12 protein-coding genes are annotated in these 16,311 nt (G+C 60.9%); 10 read left to right on the top strand and 2 right to left on the bottom strand.

The features are described 5' to 3' along the window. Positions 1-77 precede the first annotated feature (77 nt). Together ACWKXT_RS06900 and ACWKXT_RS06895 are read left to right on the top strand one after the other, a co-directional pair. Positions 78-1,142, top strand: coding sequence for an efflux RND transporter periplasmic adaptor subunit (locus ACWKXT_RS06900; protein ID WP_454532035.1), 1,065 nt, complete (start codon positions 78-80; stop codon positions 1,140-1,142). Between the two features lie 9 nt (positions 1,143-1,151). After that, positions 1,152-4,307 (top strand): efflux RND transporter permease subunit, encoded by a 3,156-nt coding sequence (locus tag ACWKXT_RS06895; RefSeq protein ID WP_454532034.1) that lies wholly within the window; start codon positions 1,152-1,154, stop codon positions 4,305-4,307. Here ACWKXT_RS06895 and ACWKXT_RS06890 read toward each other — a convergent pair. Next, positions 4,237-5,358 carry a YbdK family carboxylate-amine ligase gene (locus ACWKXT_RS06890; RefSeq protein ID WP_454532033.1) on the bottom strand — a complete coding sequence of 374 codons (1,122 nt, stop codon included), beginning with the start codon at positions 5,356-5,358 and terminating at the stop codon, positions 4,237-4,239. The genes ACWKXT_RS06895 and ACWKXT_RS06890 overlap by 71 nt on opposite strands. A gap of 105 nt (positions 5,359-5,463) precedes the next feature. Here ACWKXT_RS06890 and ACWKXT_RS06885 point away from each other — a divergent pair, with 105 nt between their 5' ends. Next, positions 5,464-6,354, top strand: a complete 891-nt coding sequence (locus ACWKXT_RS06885; RefSeq protein ID WP_010428325.1) for an oxidoreductase — start codon at positions 5,464-5,466, stop codon at positions 6,352-6,354. Here the strand turns inward: ACWKXT_RS06885 and ACWKXT_RS06880 are convergent. Further along, a complete protein-coding gene (locus ACWKXT_RS06880) occupies positions 6,351-7,145 on the bottom strand; it encodes an AraC family transcriptional regulator (RefSeq protein WP_454527952.1) in 795 nt (264 codons plus the stop codon). The genes ACWKXT_RS06885 and ACWKXT_RS06880 overlap by 4 nt on opposite strands. Before the next feature lie 76 nt (positions 7,146-7,221). Here ACWKXT_RS06880 and ACWKXT_RS06875 point away from each other — a divergent pair, with 76 nt between their 5' ends. From ACWKXT_RS06875 to ACWKXT_RS06845, 7 genes are all read left to right on the top strand, one after another. Next, positions 7,222-9,189 (top strand): FUSC family protein, encoded by a 1,968-nt coding sequence (locus ACWKXT_RS06875; RefSeq protein WP_454532032.1) that lies wholly within the window; start codon positions 7,222-7,224, stop codon positions 9,187-9,189. Next, entirely contained in the window at positions 9,182-9,397 is a 216-nt protein-coding gene (locus ACWKXT_RS06870) for a DUF1656 domain-containing protein (RefSeq protein ID WP_126815811.1), read from the top strand. Before ACWKXT_RS06875 ends, ACWKXT_RS06870 begins: the two co-directional genes overlap by 8 nt. Beyond that, entirely contained in the window at positions 9,394-10,257 is an 864-nt protein-coding gene (locus ACWKXT_RS06865) for an efflux RND transporter periplasmic adaptor subunit (RefSeq protein WP_454532031.1), read from the top strand. The genes ACWKXT_RS06870 and ACWKXT_RS06865 overlap by 4 nt, the downstream gene beginning before the upstream one ends. A gap of 72 nt (positions 10,258-10,329) precedes the next feature. Then, the gene (locus tag ACWKXT_RS06860; protein WP_262181681.1) at positions 10,330-10,767 is read left to right on the top strand and encodes a DUF1795 domain-containing protein; all 438 of its coding nucleotides are present in this window, start codon (positions 10,330-10,332) and stop codon (positions 10,765-10,767) included. A gap of 17 nt (positions 10,768-10,784) precedes the next feature. Then, positions 10,785-14,981 (top strand): RHS repeat-associated core domain-containing protein, encoded by a 4,197-nt coding sequence (locus ACWKXT_RS06855; protein WP_454532030.1) that lies wholly within the window; start codon positions 10,785-10,787, stop codon positions 14,979-14,981. A gap of 7 nt (positions 14,982-14,988) precedes the next feature. Beyond that, positions 14,989-15,432, top strand: a complete 444-nt coding sequence (locus tag ACWKXT_RS06850; RefSeq protein ID WP_454532029.1) for an SMI1/KNR4 family protein — start codon at positions 14,989-14,991, stop codon at positions 15,430-15,432. A gap of 199 nt (positions 15,433-15,631) precedes the next feature. Continuing rightward, on the top strand, positions 15,632-16,198 hold the full coding sequence (locus tag ACWKXT_RS06845) for a hypothetical protein (RefSeq protein ID WP_454532028.1): 567 nt from the start codon (positions 15,632-15,634) through the stop codon (positions 16,196-16,198). The last annotated feature ends 113 nt before the right edge of the window (positions 16,199-16,311 follow it).

Raw genomic sequence — 16,311 nt, 5'->3', positions numbered from 1 at the left:
AAGGGGAGAGGGTATTCTAGTTCCCTCTCCCCTTTGGGGAGAGGGTTAGGGTGAGGGGAAAATACTGAGGTACTCCCATGAAACTCCCACTCCTGTTCGCGCTCCTCGCCTGCACCCTGCAACCCGCATTTGCCGCCGCCATTCCCGTTCGCGTCGCCGCCGTGGAGCAGACCGCCCACGCCGCCGAGCGTCAGATCCCAGGCCGCATCGAAGCCATTCACACCGTTGAGCTGCGCGCGCGTACGGAAGGCGTCATCATCAAAATCCACTTTCGCGACGGGCAGTACGTGAAAAAAGGCGACGTGCTGTTCGAGCTGGACGACGCCGAGCCGCGCGCCGGCCTGCGCCTGGCGCAGGCCGAGGTGAGAAGCGCCGAAGCCACGCTGCGGCAGGCGCAGCAGCAGCTGTCCCGCTTCGAAAGCCTGGGCAGCAGTAACGCCATCAGCCGCCACGACGTGGATAACGCCCGCATGCAGCGCGACGTAGCCAGCGCCGCGCTGGAGCAGGCGAAAGCCCGTCTCGACACCCGCAGCGTCACTCTCAACTACACGCGCATTATTTCACCGATTGACGGGCGCGTGGGGCACAGCAACTTTCACGTCGGCAGCCTGGTGAATCCTGCCAGCGGTGTGCTGGTGGAGGTGGTGCAGCTCGATCCCATCCGCATCGCCTTTGCGCTGGAAGAGGGCGCGTTTGCCACCAAAGCCGGACAGCATGCGGATATCCGCGCCATGAAGCAGGCCTGGCAGGCGCTGATTGACAGCAACGGCCAGCGCGTTAGCGGGGAACTCACCTCCGTGGACAACCGCATCGACCCGCGTACCGCCAGCGTGATGTTGCGCGCCGAGTTCGCCAATCCGCGCCATCAGCTTCTGCCCGGCGGCAACGTGAACGTGTATTTGCGCCCGGCCAGCGAGCAGCCGGTGCTGACCCTGCCCGCCGCTGCGGTGCAGCAGAACGGCGACGGGTTCTTTGCCTGGGTGGTTAACCCCGACGGCAAAGCCGAAATGCGTCCGCTGAAGGTCGCCGGACAGATCGGCCAGCAGTTTCAGATTGCCTCCGGCATAAAGCCCGGTGAGCGAGCGATCGCTGACGGCGCGCAGCGCGTGCAGCCCGGCGCTGCCGTTCAGATACTCAATTAAGGAGCCATCATGCTGACGTTTTTCATCAAACGCCCGCGCTTTGCGATGGTGATTGCGCTGGTCATCACCCTGCTGGGGGCCATCGCGCTGAGGATTATTCCGGTAGAGCAGTACCCGCAGATCACGCCGCCGGTGGTGAATGTGTCTGCCAGCTGGCCGGGCGCCAGCTCGTCTGACGTGGCGGAGGCCATCGCCACGCCGCTGGAGACCCAGCTGAACGGCGTGGATCACATGCTCTATATGGAGTCCACCAGTTCGGACGAGGGCAGCTATAGCCTGAACATTACCTTCGCGGCGGGCACCGATCCGGATCTCGCCGCCATCGATGTGCAGAACCGCGTTTCGCAGGCCGTGGCGCAGCTCCCGCCCGAGGCACAGCAAAACGGCGTGCAGGTGCGCAAGCGGGCCACCAACCTGATGATGGGGGTAAGTCTTTACTCGCCGAACAACACCCACACGCCGCTGTTCGTCAGCAACTACGCCAGCACCCAGGTGCGCGAGGCGCTGTCTCGCCTGCCGGGCGTCGGGCAGGTACAGATGTTTGGCGCACGGGACTACAGCATGCGCATCTGGCTGCGTCCGGACCGCATGAATGCCCTGAACGTGACCAGCGATGACGTGGCGCAGGCGCTACGCGAGCAGAACGTGCAGGGAGCGGCAGGTCAGGTCGGCACGCCGCCGGTGTTTAACGGCCAGCAGCAGACCCTGACCATCAACGGGCTGGGACGTTTAAACCAGGCCGACGACTTTGCCGACATCATCATCCGCGCCGGGGAGATGGGCCAGCTGGTGCGCCTGAAGGACGTCGCCACCATCGAGCTTGGCTCGCGCAGCTACAGCTCTGGCGCGCAGCTGAACGGGCACGACTCCGCCTACCTCGGCATCTACCCGACGCCGTCCGCTAACGCCCTGCGCGTGGCCGATGCGGTGCGCGCGGAGCTGGAACGGTTATCCACGCGCTTCCCGGACGATCTGGTCTATGAAGTCAAATTCGACACCACCTCGTTTGTGGCCGCCACCATCAAAGAGATTGGCGTCTCGCTGGCGCTGACGATGCTGGCGGTGGTGGTCGTGGTGTCTCTGTTCCTGCAAAGCTGGCGCGCGACGCTGATTGTTGCCCTCGCCATTCCGGTGTCGCTGGTGGGCACCTTTGCGGTGCTCTACACGCTCGGCTATTCCGCCAATACGCTGAGCCTGTTCGCCATCATTCTGGCGCTGACCATGGTGGTGGATGACGCCATCGTGGTGGTGGAGAGCGTCGAAACGCTGATGGCGGAAGGGCAGAGCCGCACGGCGGCGACCGCGCTGGCGTTGCGCCAGATTGCCGGGCCGGTGATTGCCACCACGCTGGTGCTGCTGGCGGTGTTTGTGCCGGTGGCGCTCCTGCCGGGGATTGTCGGCGAGCTGTACCGCCAGTTCGCGGTGACGCTTTCCACCGCAGTGACGCTTTCAAGCCTGGTGGCGCTGACCCTGACGCCCGCGCTGTGCGCGATGCTGTTGCGTCCGCGTCCGGCACAGCCCGCCGCCGTGTTCCGTGGATTCAACCGCGGACTGGACGCCACGCGCACGCTTTACACCCGGATCGTGAGCGTGTTCAACCTTCGTCCGTGGCTGGCGCTGCTGGCCACCGCGGGCGCGGCGGCCGTGGTAGCGTTCAGCTTTATGTCGATGCCAAAGGGCTTCCTGCCGCAGGAAGATCAGGGCTACTTCTTCGCCAGCGTCCAGCTGCCGGAAGCGGCCTCGCTGGAGCGCACTGAGGCGGTGATGACCACGGCGCGCGAATTAATCGCCAAAAACCCGGCGGTGGAGGACGTGATTCAGGTCTCCGGGTTTAACATTCTCAACGGCACCAGCGCCTCCAACGGCGGGTTTATCTCCATCATGCTGAAGGACTGGAGCGCGCGTCCGCCGCTGGATGAGGTGATGGGCACCCTGCAGCGCCAGCTGCTGGCCCTGCCGGAAGCGACCATCATGACCTTCGCGCCGCCAACGCTGCCGGGGCTGGGCAACGCCTCCGGCTTTGACCTGCGCATTCAGGCACAGGCGGGGCAAAGCCCGGCAGAGCTGGAGCGCGTGACGCGTGAGGTGCTGGCGAAAGCCAACCAGCACCCGCAGCTGAGCCGCGTGTTCACCACCTGGAGCAGCAACGTGCCGCAGCTGACGCTGACCGTTGACCGCGAGCGCGCCGCCCGTCTCGACGTGCCGGTGTCGCGCATCTTCAGCAGCCTGCAAACGGCCTTTGGCGGCACGCGCGCCGGGGATTTCAGCGTCAACAACCGCGTCTACCACGTAGTGATGCAGAACGAGATGCAGTGGCGCGAGCGCGCCGAGCAGATTAGCGAACTGTTCGTGCGCAGCAACAGCGGCGAGCGGGTGCGCCTGAGCAACCTGGTCACCATTACGCCGAGCGTCGGCGCGCCGTTCCTGCAGCAGTACAACCAGTTTCCGTCGGTGTCGGTGAGCGGCTCCGCGGCGGAAGGGGTGAGCAGCAGCACCGCGATGGCGGCGATGGGCGAGATTCTGGCGGAAAACCTGCCAGCCGGGTACGACTATGCCTGGAGCGGCATGTCGTATCAGGAGCAGCAGACCGGCAACCAGGCGATGTGGATCGTGCTGGCGGCGGTGGTCATGGCGTGGCTGTTCCTCGTCGCCCAGTACGAGAGCTGGACGCTGCCGGCGAGCGTGATGCTCTCGGTGCTGTTCGCCATCGGTGGGGCGCTGGTCTGGCTGTGGCTGGCGGGCTATGCCAACGACGTGTACGTGCAGATAGGTCTGGTGCTATTGATAGCCCTCGCCGCCAAGAACGCGATCCTGATCGTGGAGTTTGCCCGCGCGCGGCGCATGGACGGGATGGCGATTGTCGATGCCGCGCGGGAAGGGGCCTCGCGCCGCTTCCGCGCGGTGATGATGACCGCCGTGTCGTTCATTATCGGCGTATTGCCGATGATGCTGGCGACCGGGGCGGGTGCCCAGAGCCGCCGCATCATCGGCACCACGGTGTTCAGCGGCATGCTGGTGGCGACCGTGGTAGGGATCCTGTTTATCCCGGCGCTGTTCGTGCTGTTCCAGCGCCTGCGCGAGTGGGGCCACGGCCTTACGGACTCGTCGCCCACAGCTCGCAGTGCTTCTGAACCAGAGAAATCAGCGAGCCGCCGTCGGCGATAAACTCCCGCATGCGCTGCGCCTCGCTCTTGCCCTGCTTTAACAGCAGGGCAATTTCAGTGATTGCGCTTGTGGCACCGAGCTTCTCGGCCGACGGCGCAACCTGCTCCAGCAGCCAGGCGATATCCTCCGCCACGGTTTTGTGCTCGCCGGTGTGCACGTCCGTCAGGATCCCCTCCAGCCCGTAGCGGCACGCCTGAAAACGGTTAAAACGGTAGAGCATAAAATCCCGTTCCTGATGCTTATAAGGCCGCGTGGTCAGCAGCCAGTGGGACGTCGCCTGGATCAGCCCGGCGATGTTAATCGCGTGGCCGAGCGTCAGCGGCGTATCCATCACCCGCACCTCCACGGTGCCAAAATGCGGGCTGGGGCGGATGTCCCAGTGCAGATCCTTAATGCTGTCGATCATGCTGGTCGAACTCAGGCGACGGAACAGCCCCTCGAACTCCTGCCAGCTGTTGACCCACGGCATCTGGCCGTTATCCGGGAACCCGGAAAAAATGTTCAGCCGCGACGAGGAGAACTTCGTGTCCGTGCCCTGCATATACGGCGAGGCGGCCGCCAGGGCGATAAAGTGTGGCACGAAGCGCGACAGGCCGTGCAGCAGGTAAATCGCGTCGTCCCCGGTCCGACAGCCGACGTGTACGTGCTGGCCGAACACCGTCGCCTGCAAAATCAGGTAGCCAAAGCGTTCCAGCGTGACGTTATAGCGCTCGTCGTCGCACACCTCCTGCCGCTGCCACTTCTGGAACGGGTGCGTCCCGCCGCCGCAGATCTGGATATGCTGTTCCGCCGCCGCGCGCAGGATGCTCTGTTGCATCACCGAGAACTGCGCCGCCGCCTGGTCGATGTTCTGGCATACGCCGGTGGCGATTTCGAGCATGCTTTCGGTGATGTCGTGTTTGACCTCGCCGCCTTTGATCTCATCTTTGACGGCGGCGATAAGGGCGGAGGAGTCCTGGCTCAGGTCGTAGCCCGGCGGGTTAACCACCTGCAGTTCGAGCTCGATGCCGAGGGTGAAAGGTTCAGAGGACTTAAAATCAGGTAAAGGCATGGCGCACTCCGTTGTCTGTTGTGTGTTGAGTATAGACAACGACGTGGCGCTCACTTTACAGGGTGGTATAACTGTTAGCAGGCTTAGCGAAAAGGGGAGTTAACCATGTCTGACAATCCAGTGATTGCGCTGATTGGGCCTGGCGCAATTGGTACCACCATTGCCGCAGTGCTGCACGACGCGGGCCGCACGCCGCTGCTGTGCGGACGCACCGCGCATCCTGAACTGCGCTTGCGCGACGACGAGGGTGAAACGGTGGTGCCGGGTCCGGTATTAACCGATCCGGCCGCCATCACGCGCCCTGTCGATCTGGTATTTGTGGCGGTAAAAACGACGCAAAATGCCGACAGCGCCGGGTGGCTGCGGGCTCTGTGCGATGAAAACACCGTGGTCTGCGCGCTGCAAAACGGCGTGGAGCAGAAAGCCCAGCTGGAGCCGTGGGTCAACGGCGCGACGGTGCTGCCGTCGGTGGTCTGGTTCCCGGCGCAGCGCGAGCCGGATGCCTCCGTGTGGCTGCGCGCCAAACCGCGCCTGACGCTGCCGGACGTGCCGCAGGCGCAGCGGGTAGTGGAGGCGCTTCGCGATACGCGCTGCGCGGTTGAGCTCTCGGAAGATTTCGCTAGCGTCGCCTGGCGCAAGCTGCTGCAAAACGCGGTTGCCGGGCTGATGGTGCTGGCTAACCGCCGCGCCGGGATGTTCAGACGCGAGGATGTCAGCGAACTTTCGCTGGCCTATCTGCGCGAGGGGCTTGCCGTCGCCCGCGCCGAAGGGGCGAAGCTGGACGATGCTGTAGCCCAGGAGATTCTGGCGAACTTCCAGCGCGCGCCTGAGGACCTGGGCACGTCGATCCTTGCCGACCGTCAGGCCGATCGTCCGATGGAGTGGGATATCCGCAACGGCGTGATCCAGCGCTACGGCCGCAAACACGGTATTGCGGTGCCCATCAGTGACGTGGTGGTGCCGCTGCTGGCGGCGGGGAGCGAGGGGCCGGGTTAACGGTTACTATTTTTCCGTTCGGCAAAGTAATGGGCGGGCGTGCTGCCCATCGCTTTTCGGAACATGGTGATAAACGCATTCACGGATTCGTACCCGAGTGTTGTCGCCACGTTCTGGACGGGCACACCGCTGGCCAGCTCCCGCAGGGCAATAATCAAATGCAGCTGCTGGCGCCAGCGCCCGAAGCTCAGCCCGGTTTCGCGCTGCATCAGGCGGGCAAATGAGCGCTCGCTGAGGGCGAGCCGTTTAGCCCAGTCTTTCAGGGTGCTTCTGTCCTCCGGGTGGCTGACCAGCGCGTCGGCCATGGCGCGAATTTTGGGATCGGTTGAGACCGGCAGGCTCAGCTTCTGCTGCGGCATGCTGGCGAGCTCGTCCAGCGTGACGCGGGTCAGCCTCGCGACGTGGCTGTCGGCGGGATAATCCACGCCTTCGCGCGTCAGACGATCGACCAGCTCTTTAATCAGCGGTGAGATCGCCAGCGTGCAGCATCTTTCCGGCAGCGCCGCCGCGCCGGGTTCAATAAACAAATAGTTAAGATGCGCGTTCCAGGTCGCTTTCGCGCTGTGCGGGATCCCGCCGGGGATCCAGACGGCGCAGTCCGGCGGCACGATCCAGATGTCATTCTCCGCGTAACAGCTGACCGCACCGTATCGGGTAATAATCAGCTGGCCCTTGCGGTGGGTATGTACCGGCACTTCCGCAGCGTAATCCACGAAGTCCAGATGACGCGCCACGGCAGGAGAGGCGCTAGAGTCAGGGTCATACAGCGTAGTAGCGGATTGAGGCTTCACGATTCTGGCAACATTCAGGTATTTTTTGACAGAATAGAGTATTTAAGCGGGTCTGCAAGCCGGTAATAATCCCGGCATGAAAAACATTTTCTCTCATCCCGCGCTGCGAAACGACGCAGGGGCGCTGATCTACGCCGCGAAGAGTTTTGCCGCAGCGATGCTCGCGTATTACCTCGCGCTGTCTGTCGGCCTCGAGCGTCCCTCATGGGCGATTATTACGGTTTACATCGTATCGCAGACGTCGGTGGGGGCATCGCTCAGCAGAAGCCTCTACCGGCTGGCCGGTACGGTTGTCGGGGCCTGCACGACCGTTCTGATTGTGCCCACCTTCGCGAATACGCCGATCCTGTGCAGCGCGGTGCTGACGGGCTGGATCGCGTTCTGCCTGTGGCTCTCCCTGCTCGAGCGCACGCCCCGGGCCTACGCCTTCGTGCTGGCGGGCTACACCGCGAGCCTGATTGGCTTTCCGGCGGTGTCCGATCCCGGCGGCATCTTCAACGTCGCCATTATCCGCGTGCTGGAGATCGCGATTGGGATTTTCTGCGCGGCGCTGATCCACCGCTACGTGCTGCCCGCGCGCGCATCAGGGCTGTTTAACGCTAAATTATCCCAGACGCTACAGGCCGCTCGCGGGCGAGTGGCCGACACCTTAGCGGGTAAACCCGACGCGGCTTCCGGCCCCCTGCATCTGGCCCTTGCGCTGCAGTTCCTGCAGGGCATCAGCCACCATATTCCGTACGATTTTGCCCTCTCTGCCCCGGTGCGGCAGGCCAGAAAAGCGATCCACGATCGGCTGGCGCGGCTCGTTATCGTCAACTGTGAACTGCACGATCGCCTGCCAGCGATCGGAACCCTGCCCGCCGACGTGCAAACGCTGCTGGGCGACGTTCAAGCCTGGCTGGCCGCTGAAGGCGCGGGTGTCAGCAGTACGGCAGAGGCGCTGCGGCTCCGCTGTACGCTTCTCATCGATCGGTATGCCGCGCAGGCGCAGACGTTTGACGACGCGCTGCAGGTCAGTTTTATTCGCTACCTCTCCGAGGCCATCACCCTTCTGCAACAGTGCGAGCGCCTTTCCGGAGCCATTCGCCACGCGAAGCCGGTCTTCGGGGAGGTACAAACCCGCGCGGCAAAAGGCTACGTTTTCCACCGCGACCCCCTTACCGCAGCCCGCACGGCGCTGGGGGCTTCCGCCATCATTCTGAGCGGCTGTCTGGTCTGGATTTTCTCAGCATGGCCGGACGGCGGAACGGCGGTGTCGATACTCGGCGTCTGCTGCACGCTGTTTGGCAGCTTCGACACCCCGGCGCCGCACATCGTGAAGTACATCGTTGGCTCGTTCTGGGGCGTGCTGATAAGCCTGCTCTACAGCTTTGCGCTGCTGCCGCAGGTGAGCGATTTCCCGGTGCTGGTGGCGGTGCTTGCCCCGGCGTATCTGCTGGCCGGGTCGCTTCAGGCGCACCCGCCCACCACGTTTATGGCGATGGGGATCACCCTGACGCTGCCCATTCTGTGCGAGCTGGGTGCGCGCTACAGCGGAGACTTCGCCGTTGCGGCCAACACTGCCATTGCGCTCTTTGCCGCCACCGGCTTTGCCGTCATCAGCATGAGCCTGCTGCAAACCGTGCAGGCGGATGGCGCTATCACGCGTCTGCTGAACCTGTGCCAGCGCGACATTCGCCGCAGCGTGAAGGGTTCGCTGCGGGTTGATGAAACGCACTGGATCAACCTGATGATGGACCGCACCGCCCTGTTGCTGCCGCGTTTGCAGCGGAGTGAACATGCGCCAGAGCAGGCGCTCAATCGGCTGCTGCACGCGCTGCGTCTGGGGCTTTCGGTTATGCATTTACGCCGTGGTGACGCACCGCCCGGCAGGGAGGTTGACGCGCTTTTTCATCAGATAAACGCCGCAGACCGCCACGCTTTACGCGAGCGGATCGCCACCCTTATCGCGCACCATCTGCCTGCGGCAGATGAACATACGCGCCAGTTTGTCTTCAGGCTGGTGGATCTGCACTGTGCATTACGGGAGCCAGACCATGGTTAACGATCTCAATATCGGCGGCGTTTTTATTCCGGGGCTGCTGATGGTCGCCCTTGCGGCGCTGGTCTGCACGCTGAGCCTCGTGGCGCTTTTCTCTCTCAGCAGGCTCTACCGGCACCTGCCGTTTCGCCCGCTGCTGGACGTTTCCACCTGGATTGTCACCTTTTTCCTGCTGATGCAGGGCCTGACCGCGTTGGGGTTATTGTCATGAAATCACTGCTCTCTTTACTGGCTCGCTATGCGTTGACGTTAAGCGCGGCTGCAGCTGCCACGCTTCTGGCGTTTATAATGTGGAAACACTATGCGCAAACGCCGTGGACCCGCGACGGCCGCGTGCGGGCGGATGTGGTGCAGGTTGCGCCGGACGTCTCCGGGCCGGTCATCAGCGTGGCCGTGCGGGATAATCAGTGGGTGAACCGGGGCGATGTGCTCTACACCATCGATCCGCGCTGGCTTAAGCTGGCGGTGGTGAGCGCGCAGGCGGACGTCGAGTCGAAACGCCATGAGATGCTGATGCGCCAGGATGCGGCCCGGCGACGCACGCTGATTAAAAACGCCATCTCCAGCGAGGATTTGCAGCAAACCGGCAGCGCGGCGAACGTCGCGGCGGCCAACTATCACGGTGCGCTGGCAGCGCTGGATCTGGCAGAGCTTAATCTGGCGCACGCCACCGTTCGCTCGCCGGTTTCGGGGTACGTCACGCACCTGCGGCTTCGCCCCGGAGACTACGCGACGGCGGGGGAGACAAAGGTTGCCATCGTCGATGCCCACATCTTCTGGGTGGTGGGATACTTTGAGGAGACCAGGCTGCGCCATATTCACGTCGGGGATGCCGCGCAGGTTGTGCTGATGGGGTATGAGCCAGTCATCACGGGTCACGTGGAGAGCATTGGGCATGGGATTGGGGACAGCAACGACGAGACGGGCGGGCTGGGGCTGCCCGACGTCGAGCCTACCTACAGCTGGGTACGGCTGGCGCAGCGCGTGCCGGTGCGCATTCATATCGACAGGTTACCGGAGGGGGTTGAGCTGGTGGCGGGCCTGTCGGCGAGCGTGGCGGTGGGGCAATAATCTGGGGATAGTCAGCCTTAAACACATATGCGAAACTTACCGCTTCTGAAAATATGTGGTGGGACCCGCTCAATGTCAGAACAACATTCGCAGTGCCTGTTCAGTGAAGGACTGATCAACGTTCCTGAGGGTTATCAGGATCGTACCGTCAACGTATTCGCGCCGCCCGCTGCGGATGCGCCGGCGTTCAACATTTCCCGCGATGCCCTCAACCCCGGCGAAGCGCTTGCCGCGTATATCGATCGCCAGCTCGTCCTGATGGCAAAGCACATCAAGGGCTGGAAGCAGGGTGAGCGCATCGCCACTACGCTGGGCGACGGCCTTTCACAGGGTGAAACCGTCCATGCCAGCTACCTGCGCGACGGGAAACGCATCTGGCAGCAGCAGGCCGTGTTTAACGTCGACGGCGATAACATTCTGGTGTTCACCATGACCTGCACCCGCGCGCTGGGCGATGCCGACGGCGCGCTGTTTGGCGATCTTCTCAGGAGCTTCCGCTTCCACCATTAACTTCAGGGACCGTTGTTATGTTTGAAGCAGCACGCGTTGGTGATGATATCGGCCACTCCGGTGCGCTGGCCGGGATGATTGCCGGAACGATTGTCGGTGGCCTGATTGCCGCCGCCGGGGGCATTCTGGCGGGGGCCATGTTTATTGCGGGTCTCGGCGCTTCCTGCCTTGGCGTGGGCGTCCTGCTCGTCGGCGCCAGCCTCGCCGTGGGGTATTACACCGGGGAGCTGGCAACCGCCGCCCGGGACAGCATCGCGGACGCCGGGGCATCCAGCATGACGAAGAAAGGCGTCATCACCTCCGGCTCGCCCAACGTGTTTATCAACGGTAAACCCGCCGCGCTTGCCACCGATAGCACCGTTGACTGTTCTGACGACGGCTCGCAGCAGATGGCCGAAGGCTCTAAGCGCGTCTCCATTAACAGCCAGCCTGCCTCCCGCATCGGGGATCGCACCACCTGCGACGCGAAGGTGATGACCGGTTCGGACAACGTCATTATCGGCGGCGACCCGCAGCAAACCCTGCCCATTCAGTCTGAAGTGCCCGAGTGGCTCTACAAGGTCTCCGATCTTACCCTGCTGTTCGCCGGCCTGCTCGGCGGGTGGGGCGGTGCCGCTGGCAAAGTCGGGGCGCTCTCTAAGCTGCTGGGCAAAATCCCCGGCATAAACAAGCTGGCCCGTATCGCCTGTCGCGCCGGCACGCTGATGACCGGCGTGGCGGCAGCGGGGATCATCGCCCGCCCGGTGGATATCGTCAGCGGACAGAAGTTTCTCAGCGGGGATGATGAGCTGGACTTCGTCCTGCCTTCCCGTCTTCCGGTGCGCTGGCAGCGCTACTGGCGCAGCGGCAACCCCGGCGACAGCGTGCTGGGCCGCGGCTGGAGCCTGTTCTGGGAAAGTCGCCTGGAGACGTATCAGGACGGCCTGGTGTGGCGCGCGCCGTCCGGCGATTACGTCGCCTTCCCGAAGGTCCCGAAAGGGCTGCGCACCTACTGCGAAAGCGAAAAAAACTGGCTTGAACATCACCAGGACGACAGCTGGTCTGTGTATGACGTCAGCGGCGAGCGCTGGCACTATGCGCCGCTTAAGGATGATGTCCCGTCGCTGCTCCAGCGCATCTCTGAACCGTGCGGCAACGATATCCTCTTCGAGTGGAATGCGGATAATACCCTGCATGCCCTGACTGACAGCGCGGGCCAGCGCGTGGTCTGCCGCTACGACCGTGACAGGCTCATCGGCGCCTGGCTGGATGACGAGATCTGCCTGGTCAGTTACGCTTATGACGAACAGCGCCAGCTGGTCTCCGTGACCGGCCGGGGCGGTAGCGTGCGCCGACGCTTCCGCTGGCAGGACGGGCTGATGAGCGCCCACGAGGACGCCAACGGCCTGCTGAGCGAATATCGCTGGCGGGAGATTGACGGCCTGCCGCGCGTGGTCGGTTTCCGCCATAGCGGCGGCGAACAGTTGACGTTCGAATACGATTTTGATAACGGCACCCGCCGCGCGATCCGCGAAGACGGCGCGCAGGCGCACTGGCTGGTGGATGACGACGACAACGTCGCGCGCTTCACGGATTACGACGGCCGCCAGACGACGTTTGTTTACCGCGACGGCGAGCTCTGCGACGTTATTCTGCCCGGCGGCGCGATGCGCCGCAGCACGTGGGACAAATACGGCCGCATGACCAGCGAGACGGATCCGGCGGGCCGCCGCACGGAGTATCACTGGCATCGCCTGACCGACCGCATCACCCGCACGGTGTACCCGGACGGCACCTCTGCGCAGGCCATGTACGACCTTCGCGGTCGCCTGCTGTCGGAAACGGATCCGGCCGGTAGCACCACCGCGTATGACTATCCCGATGAAGAAGAAAACCTGCCGGAGAGCATCACCGACGCCATCGGCGGCGTGGTGCGCCTGGTCTGGAACCACCAGGGGCTGCTGACGCAGCGCACCGACTGCTCCGGCAGCGTCACCCGCTTCACCTACGACCGCTTCGGGCAGCTGATTGCCAGCGAGGATGCGGAAGGGAATATCACGCGGCGGGAGTGGAGCCGTGCCGGGCTGCTGAGCGTCGTGATCCATCCGGACGGCAGCCGCGAGTCGCTGGTGTGGAACGAACGCGGCCAGCTCACGGGCTGGCGCGACCCGCTGGAAAGCGAGGTGAGCTGGGCCTATAACGCGCTCGGCCTCCCGGTCAGCCTTACCGACCGTATTGGCCGCGTGCGCCAGTGGCGCTACGACCCGCGCGGTAACCTGCTGCGACTCGATAACGGCAACGGGGCGGAATACCGCTTCACCTACGACGCCGCGGGGCGCCCGCTCAGCGAAACGCGCCCGGACGAGACCGTGCGCCATATGGAATGGGACGCGCGAGGGTTCCTCTGCGCGCTCGAAGAAAACGGCCGGCCTGCCGCCGACGGCGGTATCGCCCGTCGCGTCCAGCAGTTCAGCTATGACGACAGCGGGCTGCTGATCGGGCTCACTCAGCGCCACGCGGAGTACCGCTACTTCCGCGATCTGAGCGGTCAGATTACCCGCATTCGCCGCACGCCAACCGCCGAAGGCGTTGCCCTGGGTATCGAAAGCGATGAGATCGCTTACCGCCACGACGCCGCCGGGCGCGTCCTGAGCGAGTCCGGCATTAACGGCGAGGTGGGCTACGAATGGGATGCCCTGAGCAACCTGACCGGCCTGACGCTGCCCGGCGAGCAAAAGCTGGCCTGGCTGCACTACGGCTCCGGCCACGTCAGCGCCATCCGCTTCGGGCAGCAGCTGGTGACCGAGTTCACCCGCGACCGCCTGCACCGGGAAGTGCGCCGCACTCAGGGCGCGCGCGAGCAGCTCCGTCAGTATGACAGTCTCGGCAGACGCACCCTGCAGCGCAGCGAATTGAGCACGGACGTGACCCTGCCGGAGCAGGCGCTACTGGAACGCCTGTATCGCTACACCGCGCGCGGTGAGCTTTCCGGCGTCAGCGACAGCCTGCGCGGTGAGGTGGACTACGGCTACGACGCTGAAGGGCGTCTGCTGAAGCACTACGAGGCCCGCCAGGGGCACAGCCGCGCGCAGTTCAGCTACGACGCCGCGGACAACCTCGCCGCCAATGACGATCCGGCACCGGTCACGGATAACCGCCTGCAGCACTGGCAGGCGCTGTTTATGAAATACGACCACTGGGGCAACCTGGTCAGCCGCCGCACCGGGCTGTATGAACAGCATTACGCCTATGACGCCGAGAACCGTCTGGTGTCCGCCCGGGGAACCGGGCCGGAAGGGCGCTTTGAGGCGCGCTATCACTACGACGCGCTGGGCCGCCGCACGCGCAAAATCGTCACTACGACGCACGGCACTACCAACACCCGCTTCCTGTGGCAGGGCTACCGCCTGCTGCAGGAGCAGCAGGAGAGCGGGCTGTGCAGCACCTATGTATACGACCCGAATGAAGCCTGGAGCCCGCTGGCGCGGGTGGATCACCTTCGTGACCAGAGCAGCGGTGAGATTTACTGGTTCAATACCGACCTGAACGGCGCGCCGCTGGAAGTGACCGACGAGCGCGGCGCGGTGCGCTGGAGCGGCCAGTACGGCAGCTTTGGCGAGGTGCGCCACCAGAGCGAAGGATTCTCAAGGGTTGTGAACCGCACGGCGATGGCACACCAGCCGCTTCGCTATGCCGGGCAGTACGCTGATGGTGAAACGGGGCTGCACTATAACCTGTTCCGCTACTACGACCCGCAGGTCGGGCGGTTTATTGTGCAGGATCCGATTGGGTTGAATGGTGGAAACTTAAATTTATATAACTATGCCCCAAACCCTCTGTTATGGATAGACCCTATGGGTCTGGCATTGAGCGGCGTTGACTTTAGTGGAAGCCCATCACTTTATCCTGTTACTGGGACACAACGAAATATCGTTGAAATTACCCTTCAAGGATCAAGGGGGCGGGATTTCACAGAAGCCTACAAACTTGCAGGCATAAGTGAAGCTGATGCAAGCGAATATACATGGCATCATCTTGATGATTTTGATCCAAAAACAGGTAAGTCAACTATGCAGTTGGTCACGACTGAGGCGCACAAAGCATCTTTCCCACATAAGGGGTCTGTATCTCAGTTCGAAAAACATTTTGGAGTGAAGTATGGCTCTCCTGAAGCTATAAAAATATCTCATAGTAAAGGATGGCTGAGAGGTCGTATTCCTAAACATTGTCAATAGGAGAGAAATGATGATTAAACTTATAGATTCTTCCCCTGCTGTATCTGCTGATGAGCTAGGCGAGATCGAAGTTTCGCTGGGCATAACTTTTCCTAATGCCTTAAAATCTTTATGGCTTATAAGTAATGGTGGCATACTGGACGAAGGTCGTCGTGTTTATCAAAGCGAACACTACGAGAATGATATAAAATATTTCCTACCTATATTACATACTAAAAGTTCGGGTATATTAACTGTTGATGATTATTATAAGGATTTAGTAATTAACAAAAAAATTCTTGCAGAAAGTTTTATACCATTCGCAATTGATGGAGGTGGGTTCCCCTATTGTGTTGGGATAAATGATGGCGCAGTATATTTTTGTGATTTGGAAAATCAGGAGGAGATCTATCTTGAGCCAAATTTTGAAAGTTTTATTGGAAAAATAATTCCTGAAGATGAAGCATGGTGATACAGGTTCTTACCCTCGTAAGAGGGTGGCTTTGTTAATCACTACTTTTTACAGGGGGCTTCATTAATGCAATGATGGAGTGCCCAATTATTACATTAATAACATATTTCCTTTTCTGCTATACGCAGATTTGTCAGTTTATTGTGCAGGCTTCGAGAGGGAAGAGAAAATGTACTTTTTATGGGGGCGAGTTTAAGAAATGATTAAATATAATCTGATCTCTAAAATAAGTATCTTTTCTGATGGTAATGTCATTGGGTGGATTGGTGGAAATATCCCTGAATTATTTTTAGATAAACTAGAGGAGATTCAGGGTTATAAGTTTTATTTGACAGTTCAGAATCCTGATGATGGGCATGAGTATATTACGATACTTATTCCTGAAGGATATGATGAAATGATTGATAACAATATCTACCCCAATTGTTCAGTAAAAGTTTTTACGCATACGTTTTCTGATGAAAGCAATAATGATGCATTTACGATAAAACACATAAATAAGGCAGTTATTGTTGGGTATGATAAGGTTGAAAGTGAAGAGTTTGACTTTATCACTAAAACCGAAGATGCAAGGTTAATACAATCGGAAGATTATTATTTTGATGCTTTGCAAAAAGATGGTTATGAATTTTTCATGCAGATAGATGAAAATTATTATCCAGATACATTGCTTGATGGTGATTACATCTTTGGTTACGGTGCTTTGTATTTGTATAAAAACATATCTGGCAGGAATATCGTAGCTGGTTTTTGGCAGTACTCGTAAAGATAAGTGATTAATAAAAGCCGGATTAATATTAATTATTTCCGGCTTATATAATACAGATGATGTTTTTATTCAGAATGCATTTACTTTCTTGTTTTTTTAATTGCTTTTAC

This window comes from Enterobacter sp. UPMP701, assembly GCF_053709515.1.
Note: the sequence above shows the minus strand (reverse complement) of the source record. Positions and strands in the feature narration are given on the sequence as shown.

Coding starts and splice junctions, on each gene's coding strand:
- ACWKXT_RS06900 (WP_454532035.1), top strand. CDS start 78: ATGAAACTCCCACTCCTGTTCGCGCTCCTCGCCTGCACCCTGCAACCC.
- ACWKXT_RS06895 (WP_454532034.1), top strand. CDS start 1,152: ATGCTGACGTTTTTCATCAAACGCCCGCGCTTTGCGATGGTGATTGCG.
- ACWKXT_RS06890 (WP_454532033.1), bottom strand. CDS start 5,358: ATGCCTTTACCTGATTTTAAGTCCTCTGAACCTTTCACCCTCGGCATC.
- ACWKXT_RS06885 (WP_010428325.1), top strand. CDS start 5,464: ATGTCTGACAATCCAGTGATTGCGCTGATTGGGCCTGGCGCAATTGGT.
- ACWKXT_RS06875 (WP_454532032.1), top strand. CDS start 7,222: ATGAAAAACATTTTCTCTCATCCCGCGCTGCGAAACGACGCAGGGGCG.
- ACWKXT_RS06870 (WP_126815811.1), top strand. CDS start 9,182: ATGGTTAACGATCTCAATATCGGCGGCGTTTTTATTCCGGGGCTGCTG.
- ACWKXT_RS06865 (WP_454532031.1), top strand. CDS start 9,394: ATGAAATCACTGCTCTCTTTACTGGCTCGCTATGCGTTGACGTTAAGC.
- ACWKXT_RS06860 (WP_262181681.1), top strand. CDS start 10,330: ATGTCAGAACAACATTCGCAGTGCCTGTTCAGTGAAGGACTGATCAAC.
- ACWKXT_RS06855 (WP_454532030.1), top strand. CDS start 10,785: ATGTTTGAAGCAGCACGCGTTGGTGATGATATCGGCCACTCCGGTGCG.
- ACWKXT_RS06850 (WP_454532029.1), top strand. CDS start 14,989: ATGATGATTAAACTTATAGATTCTTCCCCTGCTGTATCTGCTGATGAG.
- ACWKXT_RS06845 (WP_454532028.1), top strand. CDS start 15,632: ATGATTAAATATAATCTGATCTCTAAAATAAGTATCTTTTCTGATGGT.